This is a genomic window from Lentzea indica (genome assembly GCF_012184385.1).
Lineage (GTDB): Bacteria > Actinomycetota > Actinomycetes > Mycobacteriales > Pseudonocardiaceae > Lentzea > Lentzea indica.
Window position 1 is genome coordinate 13,475 of record NZ_VSRL01000096.1, and the last position, 16,755, is coordinate 30,229.

The window sequence follows — 16,755 nt, forward strand, 5'->3', positions numbered from 1 at the left end:
CCGCATGCGGACCAACCTTCTGCGCAGGCTCACCCTTCACCTGATCCTGCTCCTCGGTGTCGTCTTCTCGATCTTCCCGTTCTACTGGATGATCGTGATGGCGACCAACACGACCAGCGACATCTACCGGTACCCGCCGAAGCTGACCTTCGGCTCCGAGCTGCTGACGAACATCGCCCACGTCTTCGAGAAGATCCCGTTCTTCGCGGCGATGGCCAACACCGCCGTGGTCGCGGTCGCCACGACGGCGCTGGTGCTGTTCTTCGACTCGCTCGCGGCGTTCTCCTTCGCGAAGTTCGACTTCCCCGGCAGACGAGTCCTCTTCGGACTGCTGCTCGGGATGTTCATGCTGCCCGCCCAGCTCGCTCTCATCCCGCAGTTCGTCGTCATGGTGAAGCTCGGGTGGGCCGGGCAGCTGCAGGCGTTGATCGTCCCGGCCGCGGCCAACGCGTTCGGCATCTTCTGGATGCGCCAGTACATCTCCCGCGCGGTGCCCGACGAGTTGCTCGACGCCGCCCGGCTCGACGGCTGCGGATTCCTCCGGCAGTACTGGTACGTCGCGTTGCCTGCGATCCGGCCGGGCCTCGCGTTCCTCGGCATCTACACGTTCATCGCCGCCTGGAACGACTACGTCTGGCCCCTGATCGTGCTGGTCGACCCGGACCGGCTGACGCTGCAGGTGGCGTTGTCCCAGTTGAACAGGTCCTACGGACAGGACTACAGCATGATCATGTCGGGCGCGCTGCTCGCCGTGGCGCCACTGGTGGTCGTGTTCGTGCTGTTCGCCCGAGGGTTCATCGCAGATGCCGTCAAGGGTGCGATCCGCGGCTGAACACCCGTCAGTCGGTGGGTGAGCTACGCCCGCAACCGGAACCGCCGCACCACCACGCCGACGCGGCGCAAATCGTGCCGTCCCGCGCCGGTTGCGCGGGACGGCGTTCCGGACTGCGCGGTCACATCCAGGGCTCAGCCGATCTCGCCTCCCGTGTGGCCTCCGTTGTACGGGCCAGCACAGATCGTGCTTGGCCGGCAAGGGCCTGGTAGCCCACGGTGGTGGCTTTGACCAGTGCCAGTGGTCGGACTTGCTGTCAGTGATCATCCGCTTGAGGATTTCCCGGATGAGCCCCTTGCTGACCAGGCACTGTTTGGCCGTTGCGGGCGGGGGAACCACCAGTGCATGACGGCGCTGAAGCCCACGCCCGTGGTCCCGCATCCGGGTGCCGTGCGACGGCGCCCGAAAGGCGCTGTGCTGCTGGGTTTGCTACGCACCACCGATCCCAAGCAGATCGGGATTCTCTACCTCACCACGTCGTTCGGCTTCTTCATGGCGGGCGGCGTGATGGCGTTGCTGCTGCGCGCGGAGCTGGCCGTGCCAGGCCTGCAGTTCCTGTCGAACGAGCAGTACAACCAGCTGTTCACCATGCACGGCACGATCATGCTGCTGCTGTACGCGACCCCGATCCTGTTCGGGTTCGCCAACTACGTGCTGCCGTTGCAGATCGGCTCGCCGGATGTCGCGTTCCCGCGGCTGAACGCTTTCTCGTACTGGTTGTTCCTGTTCGGCGGGCTGATCGTGCTGAGCGGCTTCGCGATGCCCGGTGGTGCCGCGGACTTCGGCTGGACCGGCTACACGCCGTTGTCCAGCGCCGCGCACGCACCCGGCATCGGCCCGGACCTGTGGATCATGGGCCTGGCCGTGAGCGGTCTCGGCACGATTCTCGGCGCTGTCAACATGATCACGACGATCTGCTGCCTGCGCGCTCCGGGCATGACCATGTTCCGCATGCCGATCTTCACCTGGAACATCCTGGTGACGAGCGTGCTGATCCTGCTGGCGTTCCCGATCCTCACCGCGGCGTTGATGGGGCTGGCTGCGGACCGGCACCTCGGCGCGCACGTGTTCGACCCGGCCAACGGCGGGGTCATCCTGTGGCAGCACCTGTTCTGGTTCTTCGGCCATCCCGAGGTCTACATCGTCGCGCTGCCGTTCTTCGGCATCATCACCGAGATCCTGCCCGTGTTCAGCCGCAAACCGCTGTTCGGTTACAAAGGCCTGGTGTTCGCCACGTTCGCCATCGGCGGGCTGTCGGTCGTGGTGTGGGCGCACCACATGTTCGCCACCGGTGCGGTGCTGCTGCCGTTCTTCTCGCTGATGACGTTCCTGATCGCGGTGCCGACCGGGATCAAGTTCTTCAACTGGGCGGGCACGATGTGGCGCGGCGCGCTGACGTTCGAGACCCCGATGCTGTTCGCCGTCGGGTTCCTCGTGACGTTCCTGCTCGGTGGGCTGACGGGCATCCTGCTGGCGTCACCGCCGCTGGACTTCCACGTCACCGACACGTATTTCGTCGTCGCGCACTTCCACTACGTGCTGTTCGGAACGATCGTGTTCGCGACCTACGCCGGCATCTACTTCTGGTTCCCGAAGATGACCGGCCGGATGCTCAACGAACCGCTGGGCAAGCTGCACTTCTGGACGACGTTCCTCGGCTTCCACGGCACGTTCCTGGTGCAGCACTGGCTGGGCAACCAGGGCATGCCGCGCCGCTACGCCGACTACCTGCCCAGTGACGGCTTCACCTTGCTCAACACCATTTCCACCATCGGCGCGTTCGTGCTGGGCCTGTCGATCCTGCCGTTCCTCTACAACATCGTGCGCAGCTACCGCTACGGCGAGCCCGCCGGACGCGACGACCCGTGGGGCTTCGGCAACTCGCTGGAATGGGCCACCACCTCGCCGCCGCCGCGGCACAACTTCCTGGAACTGCCCAGGATCCGCTCGGAGCGGCCGGCGTTCGAGCTGCATTACCCGCACATGGTCGAACGCATGCGGGACGAGGCCCACTTCTCGCTCACGCGGCGTGCTCGCCCCACCCCACCGGACCAGGCGACCGCCGAGGTACTCGCTCCAACAGATCGAGACACCACGCATCGCCGGTGGGGAAAGGAACCGCCGTGACCGTGGACGTTCATCGACCGCGTGCCACTGCCGGAGATCGACTCTTCCTGGGACGCCGGCGTCCACAGTTGTTCGCGCGGATCTGCCAGGACGGTGTGCTGCCAATGGGCGGGATCGGTGTGCGCGAGAGGCGTTCATGGAGCTGCACCTAGGCAGCGACTGACTTGCCCGCCAGCGCCGCGAGTGCGTCCGCCAGCGTGGCCGGGTCCGGGGTGCCGGTGAAGACCTTCGCCACGTAACCGTCGGGGCGGACGAGAACCGTGTCGGTGCCCGGTTCGGCGGGGGCCGCGACCCGCACGCGATCTTCCCAGCCGGTGACATCGCCCGTGCCCACCACGACGAAACGGCCGCCGCGCAGGGCCTCGTACAGCCGGGTGCCGTCGGCGAGGGTCACGTCGGGCATGCGGGTGCCGGTCAGCCGGTGCTCGCCGTCGGGGGTGCGGTAGCGGAAACCCAGCGCGGACAGCCGGCCCGTGAGCCTGCGGTGGATCGCCGGGACGCGCAGTGCGGTGCCGCCGATCAGGCCGCGGAGCGCACGCGCGAAGCGGGACCGCGCCATCGCCAGCCGGATCATCGTGCCGCTGATCCGCAGGACCTCCTCGCCGACCGGGTGGCGTTCCGCCTGGTAGGTGTCGAGCAGCGCGTCCGGGGCGCCGTGGAGCACCGCCGCCAGCTTCCAGCTCAGGTTCGCCGCGTCCTGCAGTCCCGTGTTCATGCCCATGCCGCCGGCGGGGGAGTGGACGTGTGCGGCGTCGCCCGCCAGGAACACGCGACCCACGCGGTAGTGCGGCGTCTGCCGTTCGTCGCTGTGGAAGCGCGACAGCCAGCGCGCCTCGTACATGCCGAAGTCGGTGCCCAGCGCCCGCTTGGTGATCGCGCGGACCTCGTCCAGCTCCAGCGGGGTGTCGTCGGTGACGTCGCTGCGCCGGTCCCACGCGAAGACCCGCCACCAGCCGTCACCGAACGGGGCGATGAACGTGAACTCCGAGCCGGAACCGTTGACGGTCAACGTGTCCGGCGGCGTCTCGCGCAGCCGCACGTCCGCCAGCATGATCGACTTCAGGACCGACTTGCCAGGGAACGGCTGGCCGAGCGCGTGGCGGACCGCGCTGTGGAAGCCGTCCGTGCCGACCACGTAGTCGGCGCGGTACGTGGCCCCGGTCGTGTCGACCTCGGCGCCGGTGGCGTCCTGGCGCACCGCGGTCACCGCGGCGTCGTACACGATCTCCACCCCGGCCTTGACCGCGCGCGCCAGCAGCGCCCGCTCCACGTTGTACTGCGGGGTCACCAGCATGTACGGGAACCGGCTCGGCAGCTTGCCGAGGTCCACGTGCACCCGATCGAACAGCCGGATGTCGCTGACGCGCCCGACCCCGCCGCGGTCCAGCTCCTCGGCCAGCCCTCGGGCGTCGAGCAACTCCAGGGTGCGGGCGTGCACGGCGAACGCCCGCGACAAGTTCGACACCTGGCCGTCCCGCTTCTCCAGCACTGTCACCGCGACACCGGCCTCGGCCAGGTCGCCCGCCAGTAGCAGTCCGGTGGGCCGGCCCCGACCACGATCACCTCGGACATGTCCGTCTCCTTCAGGTCAACACTTGTTTGCCAACGCCTGTTGGCAACAGTAGGGCGGCTGGACTCGACATGTCAACAGGTGTTGGCCTACAGTTGTTGGCATGGCGGAGACGGGCAGCACGGAGACCATCAAGGCGCGCCGCTCCGACGCGACCAGGGCGGCGATCCTCAGTGCCGCGCGGGAACGGTTCGCGGCGGACGGCTACGAGCGCGCCACGATCCGGGCGATCGCCGCCGACGCGCACATCGACCCGTCGATGGTCATGCGCTACTACGGCAACAAGGAGAAGCTGTTCGCCGCCGCCGCGGAGTTCGACCTGCGGCTACCGGACCTGACCGGGGTGCCGCGAGAGGAGATCGGGGCCCGGCTGACCGGTCACCTCGTCGACCGCTGGGAGCACGACGACACGCTCATGGCGCTGCTGCGGGCGGCGGTCACCAACCAGGCCGCGGCCGAGCGCATGCGCCAGCTCTTCGCAGCCCAGCTCGGGCCCGTGGTCGCGGCGCTGGTCGCGGACCGGGCCGAGGCCCCGGTGCGGGCCGGGCTGGTCGCCACGCAGGCACTCGGATTCGCGCTGACCAGATACGTGCTGTGCCTGCCGCCGGTCGTCGCACTGGACCGGGCCGCGGTCGTGGCGTGGCTCGGCCCGACGATTCAGCGATACCTGACCGGCGAGCAGGGGGAGCAGGCGTGCGCTGTTGCTGCGCCGAACAGCGGGTGAGCGGCAGGGCGGTGCGAGGGTGCGACTCGGCACCGCGGGTCCCCGCGACACCAGGGACGGTGCGGGCGCGGAACTGGCCCCTGGCTACGCAACGCTCATCCGAAGGCCACCCGCGTCCGAGCCTCCACCCCTGCCGTGGAACGACTACCTCCTCCGCGGTTCAGGGGTGATCCCATGAGCGACTTCCTCGCCGCAATTCTGGCGAACATCGCGGTGCTCCTCATCGAGAAGCTCATCGTGATGGTCGGACGCAAGCTGATAGCGGCCTGACCAGGCCGTGGCCGCTCAGGTACGGCGAACGACGTCCGTCCACAGCGGACGGTTGCCGGGGATCAGAAACCCCACGGGTCCGGGTGTGGCTCCCGCGTCGGGTCGTCCGACCAGATGAGGCGCGCTTCGACGTCGAGTGCAACCAGTTTCATCAACCGGTCGACCATCCAGCCGTTCCAGTGGATGTTGGTGGACTGCGGCACCCGGAAGGCCGGCAGATCAACCGGCACGGCATCGGCGCGGAACACGGACTTCCTGATCGTGCCGTCCCACTCCGGCTCCGATGATTTTTCCGCGTCCAGGCAGTCGACGACCTTCTCGACGAGGAAAGCGAACCACTCCTTGCTTTCCTCGCCGTCGATGACGAGCGGTTGCAGGGTTCCGGCCGCCTCGAAGTCGGCACGGAACATCTCGGCGATGCGGACACCGACGACCGGAGCCGCGGTGCGGGGGGAGAACTCCACCGGGCGCCAGGACGGGTCGCCGACCCACTCGGCGTTGAGCTCGTTCTGGTAGCTGTCCTGCGTGTTGGACAGTTGCCAGCGGACCACCTCGGTCAGATCGTCGGTCTCGATGGTCAACGACCGGAAGTCGCCGCGCTCCTCCTTCATGCCGATGAGCAGGCGATACACGGCGCGGCTTCGTGGGATGTCGGCCATCACGCGGTCCAGTATGCACCGGGGCCGGGCTGGCCGGACTTGAGTTCCCGTTCGACCGCCTTGCCGATGCCGCGCAGCTCGGTCTTCAGGATGTCGCCGATGGCGGCCTTGTCGAGACCGCGGGCCTCGCCCTGCGTGACGACCTTCTGCAGGTGGTCGAACACCTTGTCGTGGAATCCACCGCGATGGGTGTAGTTGTGCGGCGTCGGATGCCCCAGCGGAATGCCGTTGGCGGCGTCGTTGATGTCGACGTCGTACTTCTCCAGCAAGTCTCTGCTCTTCGCGCCGGACGCCCACTGGTTCTTGGTGCCACCGGACGGGACGATGTGCGCCGCTGCCTCTCCCGGTGCGGGACCCCGCCCTTCGGCACGCATGTTCTCCCGGAGTTTCGCGGCGTTCTGCTTGCACGTCAGCAGTCCGAGGTAGTCCAGCCACCCCATCGGGTTGAGCGCGTACGCACGCTGGTTCAGGCCGGCGCCGAGACCGAGCGGATCGGCGCTGAGGTACTGCCCGTTCGCCGGGTCGTAGGTGCGGAAGTAGTTGTGGTGCAGGCCGGTCTCGGGGTCGAAGTACTGGCCGGGGAACCGGAGCGGCGTGTCGGTGGCCGTGCGCGCACCCCGGTTCGTGATGCCCCACAGGGTTCGCTGGGCGTGCCACGCGACGCCGCCGCTCTCGTCGAGCAGTTCCGTCGGCGTGCCGAGCAGGTCCGTGACGATGGCGAAGAAGCGCTCGTCGACCACCTTTTGCGGTGCGTCGGCCATGCTCCTGCGCTCGACCTGGCTCACCGGCCGGACGCCGTCGCGGTCCCAGGTCGTGGTGAGCACGTCCGGACGCTGTGCGCCGCGGTGCGACTGCTCAGCGAGGTGCACACCGTCCCAGGTGAACCGTGTCTCCTCGACGACCTGGCCGCCGCTCAGCCGTTGTTTGGCGATCCGGCGCCCGAGCGGGTCGTGCAGGTAGCGCCAGGCCGTTCCGTCCGGAGTGGTCACGCCGACCATCCGGTCCTCGGCGTCCCAGGTGTACCGCCAGGTCTGCCGTTGCCCGGACAGGGTGCGGCGCGTGCGTTCGACAACTCGGCCTTGGGCGTCGTGGCGGTAGAACACGTTGCCACTGCGGCGAAGGAGCGCACCGGAGTACTCGCGGGCGCCCTGGTCGTCCGTCTGCCGGCCCGGCCACGCTGCGCTCGTGATGTTGCCGGACTCGTCGTAGGCGTAGCGCTCGGTCCAGCCCGGTCCGCGCACGGCGGTGACCCGTCCCGACCGGTCGAGGTCGAACGCCCTGGCACCGGTCAGCTGGTCCTGCAGGCCGGTGGCGGCGCCGTCCGCGCGGTAGCGGTACGTACGTCGTTGTTGGGTCCTGGCAAGGGAATCGGTCACCTGCTGGCCGGTCAGGCGGTGGTTCGCGTCCCAGGTCTGGCTCACCGTGGCGCCGCTGCCGAGCCGGCGGCGGACCTCACGGCCGGCCGCGTCGTAGTTGACCCGGATGCTGTGCCCGGCGACGTGCACGCCCAACGGTTGATCGTTCGCGTCGTACTCCCAGGCGGTCTCCACTCCCGCTGGTGTGATGCGAAGTGTCCGGCGTCCCAGCAGGTCGTAAGTGGACTCGACGGCACGGCCGTCGCAGGTTTCCTCGGTCACCCGGCCGAGAGGGTCGCGATGGAAGACGAGCTCCGCGTCCGGTCCCACCGCCCTGACCATCTGGTCGACCGCGTCGAACTCGTACGTGGTGACCACGTCGCCAACGCGCTTCTCGACGACGTTGCCTCGCAGGTCCCGGCGGTACCTCGTCACCTCGCCGGCGCCGTTGGTCCGCGCGACGAGCTGCCCGGCCGCATCGTTCTCGTAGGTCAGCGTCCGGCCCGTGAAGTCCGTCTCGGCGACCAGGTTGCCCGCCGGATCGTAGGTGTAGCGCCACACCATGCCCCGCGGGTCGGTGACCGACACCAGGCGCAGTTCGGTGTCGTAGCGGAACTCCAGCCTGCTGCCGTCGACGTCGATCTTCGCTGTCGGCAGGTCGAAGCCGGTGTACTCGGTGCGGATCTCCTGGCCGAGCGCGTCGATGAACGCGATCTCGTTGCCTTCGCCGTCGTAACGCCACTGCTCGGTCGTCCCGTCTGGCTGGACGCATCGGATGAGCCGCCCTTCGACGGTCCAGTTGAGACGGGTGATGCCGTCGAGGGTGTCGACGACGGCGCTGACTCGTCCGAAGGCGTCCCGGGCGTAATGCGTTTCGGCACCGAGGAAATCGGTGGTGGCGATGGGGAGACCCGCCGCGTTGTTCTCCATGTGCCGGGTCTGGCCGAGGGCGTTGGTGTGCGCGATGAGGTGACCGCGTTCGTTGACGCGGTAGCGGTTCACGCCGTCGGCCGGATCGGTGACCGCCGAGAGGTTCCCGCGCTCGTCGTACTCGTTGCGCCACACCGAACCGTCTCGCCTCGTCAGCACGGTCGGCTGGCGGAAGTCGTTGTACTCGGCGGTCGTCGTCAGGCCGTCCGGGTCGGTGACGGCGATCAGGTTGCCGGCCTCGTCGTAGGAGAACCGGGTCGTGTGCCCGAGCGGGTTGGTGCGGCTGAGCGGCCGGTCGTAGCGGTCCCACTCGGTCGCCACCACGGCACCGTTCGCGTCGACCTCCCGGACGATCTGGAGGGAGTCGTTGAGGTGGAACTCGCGCCGGTTGCCCAGGGAGTCGGTGTACACGGTGAGGTGGTCGAGATAGGTGAAGGTCCCGGAGAGAAAGCCTTCCGCACCAACGTTCCGGACACAGCGCCCCTGATCGTCGTACTCGTAGCGGTACCACATGCCGTTGCGGTCCTGCCATTGGACGATGCGTCCGGCGTCGTCGTAGGTGAACCTCAACGCCGCGCCCGAGGAGTTCACCACCTCGGCGAGCCTGCGGTCGTCGTAGCCGTACTTCACGAGGGTGATGTCTTCGAGGCCGGTCAGCACGACGGCGGTCACCAGGCCGTCCGTCGAGTGCACGGCGAGGTGGTAGCCGCCCGAGTGGCGGATCGCGGTCGGGACACCGCTGACGTCGTGGTCGATGTCGATGCGGTTGCCGTTGAAGTCGGTGATGGCGGTCAGCGGCCGGATCTTGCCGGTGCCGTGGGCGAAGTGCCGGATGCGTCGTGCCGCCACGTCGGTGACGGTGTACGTCCCGTCGTGGTTGTGGACCAGCGGCCACCGCGGTCCTTCGAGCGGGAGAACCTCTTGGCTGCCTTGAGGATTCGGGTAGAGCAGGACCATGCCGTCCTCGGTGACGAAGCAGATCCCCAGCTCGTCCACCTCGAGCCGCTGGTCCAGCGTTGACGCCCACGACGTGCCGTGGCGAGCCCCGATGCGGTGGCGGGACAGGTGGGACCTGGTCAGCCGCAACGGAAGGGTGCCGTCGAGCGTGACGTCGGTCTGCGGCAGGAGCACCTCACCCGTGACGATGTCCACCGGGTCGCCGCAGGTCGGGCGCTCGGACTCCGGTCGTGCGCTGCCCTTCGGGTCGTCTCCTGCCTGGTTGCGCGCGCTCGGGCTCGTCGTGTCCTTGTTCGTGCTGCTCGGTGTGGTGGTGTCGTTCTTGGTGTTCGGGCGGCTCGTGTCCGGTGAGGTGGTGCTGGACGGCGTTGTCGAGCTGGACGGTGAGGTGGTGTCCGGCGAATTCTTGACGTCCGGCGGCGGGCGGGTGTCGGGTGCGGAGGACGTGGTGGTGGTGTCGGCGCTCGACGTCGAGGTGGAGTCGTTGGGTTTGTCGGTCTTCGGCGCGTTCGGGTCTACGCGGGGTTTGGTCGTGGGCGGGCCGCCTTTCGGGCCGCGCTGCGGCTTGAGGCGCTTGGCGACCTTGGTGAGCAGCCTGATCAGTTCGGGCAGCTTCTTCGCGAGCTTGGACAGCGAGCGGATCAGCTTGCCGATGAGCTTGACGACCTTCTGCAGGACGTTGCGGATCAGCTTCACGGCGGCGCGCGCGGTGCCGGGGCCGGGTGGGAGGACGGCCTCGATCAGGCCGGAGACCAGAGCGGCGATCAGGTCCCGGATCATGATCCGCACGGCGGCGACGACCTCGCCGGCCATCGTGACGGCGGAGGAGACGCCGGCGCACGTCTCGGCGGTGGTGCGCAGGGCATCGGTCCGATCAGCGGCGGCGGCCCGGTAGGCGTCGGCGGCGGCGCCGGTCCACTCGGCCAGGTCGTTGGTGACGTTGGCGGTGTAGTCCTCGGCGACGGCGTTGAGCCGGTCGGAGACGTTCTTCCAGGTCTGGCCGAAGGACTTGACGACCTCGGGGTTGCCGGCGAGCTTGTCCAGCGCCTCCTTGAGCGGCTCCAGGTGCTCCATCAGCCAGCCGACGGCGGCCTCGATCACCATGCCCAGCGCGGCGGTCGGGTCGGTCAGGCACGCGGCCACGTCCGCGCCCAGCGTCACCGCGCCGATGCCCGCTTCCAGCCAGTCGCCGCTCTCGACGGCGACCTTGACCTCCTTGGCGTCCTCCAGCTGTGAGATTCCGCTGTACCACTTGGTTTCGTCGACCGGCTGGGCCACCAGGTCCCCGGTCACGTGGTCATCCCCTCGCCGAAGCCGGCGGCGTTGGTCTCGTCGCTGGCGCGGTAGGCGGCGGCCGTGTCACGGATGTCCTGCGCGTCGTCCTGCAGACACTCGACGGCGGCCTTCAAGGCGTTGAGGCCCTCGTCCTCCACCGGGTTGATGCACGGTGGCAGGAACTGGCAGATGATCCCGTAGGCGTCCTCGGACACGCTCACCGACGTGGCCGCCGCCAGCGCCTCCGAGACCGCGGACGCCCGGTCGTCCAGATTGCGTGCGTGCTTGTCCAGCGCCTCGACGGCGACGTCGTACCCGCTTGCCATGCTGTCCCCCCGGACCTTGATCAGTCGTCTTCCAGCTGCCCCAGCTTCATCGTGCGGCTGGTCTCTCTGGCGGTTCCGGTCTCGGGTTCCGGTGCGGGGTAGCGCTGGCGATAGGACTCGATGACGTGCTTCGTCATGTCGTCGTCGCTGCCGGTCTGCTCGGCGGCTTCGCGGTATCTGTCGGCGATGCGCGACTGGGCGCGCACGATGCAGGCCAGGATCGTCGGACCGATCTGCTCGGCCGGCAGCCGGGTGATCTGCGGTGTGGTCACCAGCTCCGTCAGCTGCCCGTCGACGTTCACCGTCGCGGTCACCCCGGCCGGATCCACCTCGGTGATCCGCATGCCTTCCGCGGCCTGCTCCAGCTGCTCGTAGCTGGCCTGCGCCCGTTCCATCTTGCGGTCCAGCTCGTCGAGCCGCCGCGCCATCTCCTCCGGGTCCCCGAGATCGAGGATCCGGCTCAGGTCCTTGCCGAACATAGAGTTCCCTCCCCGCTCCGGAGGGTAACGAAACGATCAGCGGCTGTGGTGCCGTTTCGACGATCTCGCCGGGTACGCTGGCCTGATCGATCATGACTTCTGGGGGTCAGACATCCATGACGTTCGCTTCTTCGCGCGCGCTCACGAGACGTGCGGCGCTTGTCCTGGCGGCCGGCCTGGCCGTCACGGTGGTTCCCGGTGTCGCCTCGGCGGCACCGAACGCGGTGATTCCGGTCGGCAGGCTGGCGCAGGGGCTCGCCATCAGTCCGGACGGCACGCGCGCCGCTGTCGCCAACTCGAACGACAACACGGTGTCGGTGATCGACACGCAGACGCGCGCGGTCACCGCCACGGTTCCCGTCGGCCTTTACCCGCTGGGTGTGGCGTTCACGCCTGACAGTTCACGTGTCTACGTGACGAACCGGGACGCTCACACGGTTTCCGTGATCGACGCGGAGACCAGCAGCGTCACCGCGACGTGGTCCGGGTTCTCCTACCCGACCTCGATCGAGGTGAGCGGTGACCGCGTCCACGTGCTGAACGAAGGTAACGCCACGCTGTCCATTATGGACTCTGCTGGTGTTGCTCTCGGTGGTGTGCCGCTGCCGGAGGGGCCGAGCGGGCTCGCGGTCACGCCGGACGGTGCCAAGGCGTACGTGGGGTCGTACCGGGGTGTGCACGTGACCGTGATCGACGTGGCGGCCGCATCGGTGATCGCCTCCGTGCGCGCGAGCGTGTCGCCGCGCGCGCTGGCCGTCAGTCCGGACGGCACGCGCGTCTACACGACGAAGCTCACCAAGCCCGATCCGATGAAGGTCATCGACGTGGCCACCGGCAAGGCCCTGCCCGGTGGCATCCCCGGCCCCGGCTGGTCGCTCGGTGTCGCGGTCGCGCCCGACGGTGCTCGCGCCTACATCACCAACTTCCTCGACAGGACGGTGTCCGTGATCGACACCGCCGGCCTCACCGAGATCGGCAGGATGACCGTCGGGCGGTATCCCACCGAAATCTCCATCACGCCGGACGGCAAGCAGGCGTACGTGCTCAACGGCCGCGACGAGGTGGAGATCCTCGACCTCTGATCTCCGCCGTTCGGGCCAGGGAATCTCCGGCAGGTCGCCGAAGATCGGCGACAAGTACTGCAGGGGCGGCACCACCAAGGGTGAGCTGTGCGGCTGGAAGGTCTACGACGTCAAGGCGAACGTGAGGTACCGGGACGGCCAGATGGCCCGCAACATCACCCTGGGCAAGAAGAGCGGCACCTGTACCGCCCCCGGTGACTCCGGTGGCCCGATCTACACGGTCAGCGGCGGGAAGGTCGTCGCGAAGGGCATCCACAGCGGCGGCGGCAAGGACGGCGTCTGCCTCGAAGCGTTCACCGACATCCGGTTGGCCGAGAAGGCGTTGCCCGGCATCGTGAAGAAGGGCTGACGAGCCCCATCGTCGAGTGGTCGGGCGCGGACGCGCCCGGCCACTGTCGTACCTGCGGTGATCAGCTAGAACTCGTTGCACCGTCCGCGTCAGTGGTCGTACATGGCTTCAAGCGCGGCGCGGCGGGTGGTGACGTCGTCAGGATCGTCGCCGAAGACGATCAGGTGCAGTGTGGTCTGGTTGATCGGGTTGTCGGTGCGGCGGGTGTCGTGGCCGCCGGTGACGAGGAGCCCTCCGCGCAGCAACGCAGGCCGCAGCGCGGCCAGCAGGGCGGCGATGGGTGCGGAGGTGGTGAGTTTCGTGGACTCCGACGGGCGGTCCAGGGCGTCGGGGCGGATGGTGTGCAGCGCCAGCAGCGGGATGGACCCGCCGGTGATGCGGAAGTTGAGGTCGAGCATGACGAGCCTGCCGTCGTGGGTCTGGGCGCAGTCGAGGCTGCACATGCCGCGGTAGCCGACGTCGGCGGCGCGCTGGGCGATCGCCAGGCATTCGGTGAGCAGGTCGGCGGGGAGGGGGACGACGAGCCCGAAGCGGCCGCCGGTGTAGACGCCGTCGGCGTCGATCCGCTGGTCGGTCACGGCGAGCAAGCGGGCCTGGCCGTCGACGGCGATGTAGAGCTGGACGCCCCAGTTGCGGTGGATGTTCAGGTATTCCTCGACGACCACCTCGTTGAGGATGTTGGTGAACGCGGGCAGGGACACCACGTCCCCGGCTCGGTGCAGGTAGACGTCGAGGCTGGCGCCGTGAGCGGCGTTGGTGGCGGCTTTGAGAACCCAGGACTTCTCGGCGGGGGCGGCTTGGGCGAGCTCGTTGGTGGTGACGATCTGGCGGCGGGCTTGGAAGCGGGGGTCGACGAAGGTGCTGATGCTGGCTTTGTTGTTGAGGTAGCCGACGAGTTCGGCGCTCTTCACGGAGCGTTCGTCGGGGTACAGGCTGGTGGGCTGCGGGTATTCCATGGACAGGCGCAGGCCGTCGCTGAGCGCTTCGGTGACGCGGGTGGCGAACTCGGCTTCGGAGCGGAACTCGCGCGGGTCGGTGCCGACGGGCAGGCCGCCGTCGCGGAGGGCGGCGATCAGGTTGGGTTCGGTGCCGCCCGCGCTGCTGATGACCGGGGTGTCGGCGGCGATGGCGAGGGGGCGAGCGGACAGGACATCGCGGGTGTTCCGGTGTCTGCTCGATGGCACCGCCGGTTCCTGGGCGGGACGTGCGCAGACGGCGATGTCGGGGCCGTAGATGTCGGTGAGGGTGCGGGGGGCGGCCAGCGTCGGCGTGAGCGCAGAAGCGGTGATGGGAGATCTCCCTCGTGGGGTTGTTCTTGTACCCGGTCCTGGGCGTGGAGTGGTGCGAATTGACCGGGAGCGGTGAAACGCGCCTGGATGAGGCGGCGTCCGCTCCGGGGTGAAGGCGCGCCTCCGGGTGTGAACCCAGGGAGGGCGTAGACGTCAACTCTCTCACGTTTCGCGAGGCTCGGGGTGAGCTCGGGCGCGGCGGAGTCGGAGGCGTCAACCTGGCGCAGGATTCTGGTGGGCTCGTCGCACTGAAAACCCTGACAGCACACCTCATCGGCTTGAGGTCATCGGCGTGCCATCCCGTCCGGGTTCGTGCTGATCCAGTCGGTGATCGAGTGGTGCTGGGGGCGCCAACCGAGCAGGTCGCGGGCCTGTGCGGCGCGTATCCGGCTGTTGGAGCCCAGGGCGTGGATGGCGAACTCGGGGTTCCAGACGTTGCCGGGGGAGTCGGGGTCCCAGGGCCGCGGACCGGGCAGACCCAGGGAACGAGCGATGGAGCCGGTCATCGCGCCGAAGGACTCCTCACCGTTCTCGACGAAGTAGAACGTGCCGGCTGGCGACTTCTCCAGGGCGAGGAGATACAGGTCGGCCACGTCGTCGAGGTGCACGGTGGACCAGATGTTGCGGCCGGCGCCAACGTGCTGGACCACCCCGCTGGAACGTGCCTGTCGCACCAGCGCGGCGATCAGGACGCTGTCGCCGGCGAGCCCTCGTGCCTGTCCGTAGATCAGGCTGGGGCACAGAACCGCGGTACGCACCCCTTGCTCCGCAGCGGCCAGGACCAGCCGATCGATGGCTACGCGTGCCTTGCGCACAGGGTGGTCGGGCTCCCAGCCTGAGTCCGGGTTGAGGACGTCCTCGTGAAAGATCGCTTCGGAGACGTCACCGCCGGTGCCGACGCTCACGATGCTGGAGCCGCTGGTGTGGATCAGCGGCCTGCCGGATCCGGCCAACGCGGCGATGAGCGTTTCAGCGGCTTCGCGATGATCGCTGTCGGCCGCGTTGACGACCGCGTCGGCACGGCGAGCGTGCTCGGTGAGCACGGCCGCGTTGTCCAAGGTGCCGACGACCGGCTGGATGCCCAGCCGAGCGAGGTCTGCTGCCTTGGCCGCGTCGCGAGTCAATCCGGTGACGGTGTGACCCGCCAGGAGGAGGCGGGTGGCGACGGCGCCACCGATGTAGCCGCTCGCCCCGGTGACGAAAACGTGCATCAGAGTCCTTTCAGTCGCCGAGTCCAGGCGCTGACTGCGCTGATGAGACGGCCCGTGTGCAGCGTCGTTGATGCTCTGCCGAGCGGCAACGTCTGTTGCCGGAACGGCAACGTTGGAACATGTTCCGGCATACCCATGGGGGTATGCTACGGTCTCGAACAGATACCCCCTGGGGTATTCCATCCGACTTCAGGAGCTGATGTGACCTCCGAGATCGACCAGAACGGCTTCGCCGCCCGCCTCGCCCAGGGAAACGCCTTCGTGCTCGACGTCCGCGAGGCCCGTGAGTACCGCCCCGGCCACGTTCCTGGCGCCAGGAACCTGCCGCTGAGCGTGCTGCCCGCCCGCATGGCCGAGGTGCCCAAGGACCGGCCCGTCTACGTCGTCTGCCAGGCCGGCGGTCGCAGTGCCCAGGCCGTGGTCCTCCTGCGCGCGGTCGGGGTCGACGCCGTCGACGTCCTCGGCGGCACCGGCGCGTGGATCGACTCCGGCCGTCCGATCGAGACCACGAAGGCATGAGGGGGAGAGAACGGATGATCACCGTCCTGCCCATCGACACGCCAGGACTCGGCGACCGCACCTACCTGGCCCACGACGGCGTGGTGGCCCTGGTGGTCGACCCGCAGCGCGACTACGACCGGGTGCTGGGTCTGGCGCGGGCCGCGGGCGTGCGCATCACCCACGTCTTCGAGTCCCACATCCACAACGACTACGTGACCGGTGGCTACGAACTCGCCCGTGAGGTGGGTGCGCAATACCTGCTCAACGCCGACGACCCGGTCTCCTTCGAGCGGGTCGGCGTGCGCGACGGCGACGTCGTCGAGGTCGGCGATCGGATGCGGGTGCGGGTCCTGCTCACCCCTGGCCACACCCACACCCACCTGTCCTTCGCCCTGTCGGAGGGCGGTGAGCCGTTCGCGGCCTTCACCGGCGGCTCGCTGCTCCACGGCTCCACCGGCCGTCCGGACCTGCTGGGCCCGGACCACACCGACGCGCTGGCGCACGCCCAGTGGCACTCGGTCCGACGGTTGGCCGGCGAACTGCCCGACGCCACCGTCGTCTACCCGACGCACGGTTTCGGCAGCTTCTGCTCGGCAACCCGGTCCAAGGCCATCACCGGCACCATCGGCCAGGAGAAGCTGTCCAACCCGGCACTGACCCGTGAACTGGACAGCTACGTCGAGGAACTGCTCGCCGGCCTCGACGCGTACCCGGCGTATTACGTGCACATGGCCCCCGCGAACTCCGCCGGACCGAGCCGGACGGACCTCTCGCTGCCCGCCGAGGCCGATCCGGCCGAACTGCGGCGCCGCATCGCGG

General features: G+C 68.6%; 14 protein-coding genes. 7 read left to right on the top strand and 7 right to left on the bottom strand.

Features of this window, described 5'->3' with window-relative positions; translation table 11 throughout:
* Positions 1-4 precede the first annotated feature (4 nt).
* Both FXN61_RS24995 and ctaD read left to right on the top strand, forming a co-directional pair.
* Positions 5-832 carry a carbohydrate ABC transporter permease gene (locus tag FXN61_RS24995; RefSeq protein ID WP_167976475.1) on the top strand — a complete coding sequence of 276 codons (828 nt, stop codon included), beginning with the start codon at positions 5-7 and terminating at the stop codon, positions 830-832.
* Positions 833-1,177: 345 nt separating this feature from the next.
* Positions 1,178-2,959 carry an aa3-type cytochrome oxidase subunit I gene (gene ctaD, locus FXN61_RS25000; RefSeq protein WP_167976476.1) on the top strand — a complete coding sequence of 594 codons (1,782 nt, stop codon included), beginning with the start codon at positions 1,178-1,180 and terminating at the stop codon, positions 2,957-2,959.
* 148 nt (positions 2,960-3,107) lie between these two features.
* On the opposite strand, the gene FXN61_RS25005 is transcribed toward ctaD, so the two are convergent.
* Positions 3,108-4,454, bottom strand: a complete 1,347-nt coding sequence (locus FXN61_RS25005; RefSeq protein WP_312877974.1) for an FAD-dependent monooxygenase — start codon at positions 4,452-4,454, stop codon at positions 3,108-3,110.
* Positions 4,455-4,632: 178 nt separating this feature from the next.
* Here FXN61_RS25005 and FXN61_RS25010 point away from each other — a divergent pair, with 178 nt between their 5' ends.
* Positions 4,633-5,253, top strand: a complete 621-nt coding sequence (locus FXN61_RS25010) for a TetR/AcrR family transcriptional regulator (RefSeq protein WP_167976477.1) — start codon at positions 4,633-4,635, stop codon at positions 5,251-5,253.
* A 332-nt stretch (positions 5,254-5,585) separates the two neighbouring features.
* Here the strand turns inward: FXN61_RS25010 and FXN61_RS25015 are convergent, their stop codons facing one another.
* Genes FXN61_RS25015 through FXN61_RS25030 form a run of 4 tightly spaced genes read right to left on the bottom strand, consistent with a single transcriptional unit; the run spans position 5,586 to position 11,504 of the window.
* A complete protein-coding gene (locus FXN61_RS25015; RefSeq protein ID WP_223165580.1) occupies positions 5,586-6,185 on the bottom strand; it encodes a hypothetical protein in 600 nt (199 codons plus the stop codon).
* Positions 6,182-10,717 carry an RHS repeat-associated core domain-containing protein gene (locus tag FXN61_RS25020; protein WP_167976478.1) on the bottom strand — a complete coding sequence of 1,512 codons (4,536 nt, stop codon included), beginning with the start codon at positions 10,715-10,717 and terminating at the stop codon, positions 6,182-6,184. Before FXN61_RS25020 ends, FXN61_RS25015 begins: the two co-directional genes overlap by 4 nt.
* Positions 10,714-11,025: a type VII secretion target gene (locus tag FXN61_RS25025; RefSeq protein WP_167976479.1), complete on the bottom strand. Its 312-nt coding sequence runs from the start codon at positions 11,023-11,025 to the stop codon at positions 10,714-10,716. The genes FXN61_RS25020 and FXN61_RS25025 overlap by 4 nt, the downstream gene beginning before the upstream one ends.
* Positions 11,026-11,045: 20 nt before the next feature.
* The gene (locus FXN61_RS25030) at positions 11,046-11,504 is read right to left on the bottom strand and encodes a YbaB/EbfC family nucleoid-associated protein (protein ID WP_167976480.1); all 459 of its coding nucleotides are present in this window, start codon (positions 11,502-11,504) and stop codon (positions 11,046-11,048) included.
* A gap of 116 nt (positions 11,505-11,620) precedes the next feature.
* On the opposite strand from FXN61_RS25030, the gene FXN61_RS25035 reads away from it, so the two are divergent.
* Both FXN61_RS25035 and FXN61_RS25040 read left to right on the top strand, forming a co-directional pair.
* Positions 11,621-12,586 carry a YVTN family beta-propeller repeat protein gene (locus FXN61_RS25035; protein WP_167976481.1) on the top strand — a complete coding sequence of 322 codons (966 nt, stop codon included), beginning with the start codon at positions 11,621-11,623 and terminating at the stop codon, positions 12,584-12,586.
* A 121-nt stretch (positions 12,587-12,707) separates the two neighbouring features.
* Positions 12,708-12,935, top strand: a complete 228-nt coding sequence (locus tag FXN61_RS25040) for a hypothetical protein (RefSeq protein ID WP_167976482.1) — start codon at positions 12,708-12,710, stop codon at positions 12,933-12,935.
* A gap of 89 nt (positions 12,936-13,024) precedes the next feature.
* On the opposite strand, the gene FXN61_RS25045 is transcribed toward FXN61_RS25040, so the two are convergent.
* Both FXN61_RS25045 and FXN61_RS25050 read right to left on the bottom strand, forming a co-directional pair.
* A complete protein-coding gene (locus tag FXN61_RS25045) occupies positions 13,025-14,284 on the bottom strand; it encodes an ATP-grasp domain-containing protein (RefSeq protein ID WP_512698753.1) in 1,260 nt (419 codons plus the stop codon).
* 224 nt (positions 14,285-14,508) lie between these two features.
* Positions 14,509-15,435, bottom strand: coding sequence for an NAD-dependent epimerase/dehydratase family protein (locus FXN61_RS25050; protein ID WP_167976484.1), 927 nt, complete (start codon positions 15,433-15,435; stop codon positions 14,509-14,511).
* Positions 15,436-15,636: 201 nt separating this feature from the next.
* Here FXN61_RS25050 and FXN61_RS25055 point away from each other — a divergent pair, with 201 nt between their 5' ends.
* Together FXN61_RS25055 and FXN61_RS25060 are read left to right on the top strand one after the other, a co-directional pair.
* Positions 15,637-15,954 carry a rhodanese-like domain-containing protein gene (locus FXN61_RS25055; protein ID WP_312877975.1) on the top strand — a complete coding sequence of 106 codons (318 nt, stop codon included), beginning with the start codon at positions 15,637-15,639 and terminating at the stop codon, positions 15,952-15,954.
* Positions 15,955-15,968: 14 nt separating this feature from the next.
* On the top strand, positions 15,969-16,755 hold a 787-nt coding region (locus FXN61_RS25060), incomplete at its 3' end, for an MBL fold metallo-hydrolase (RefSeq protein WP_167976486.1).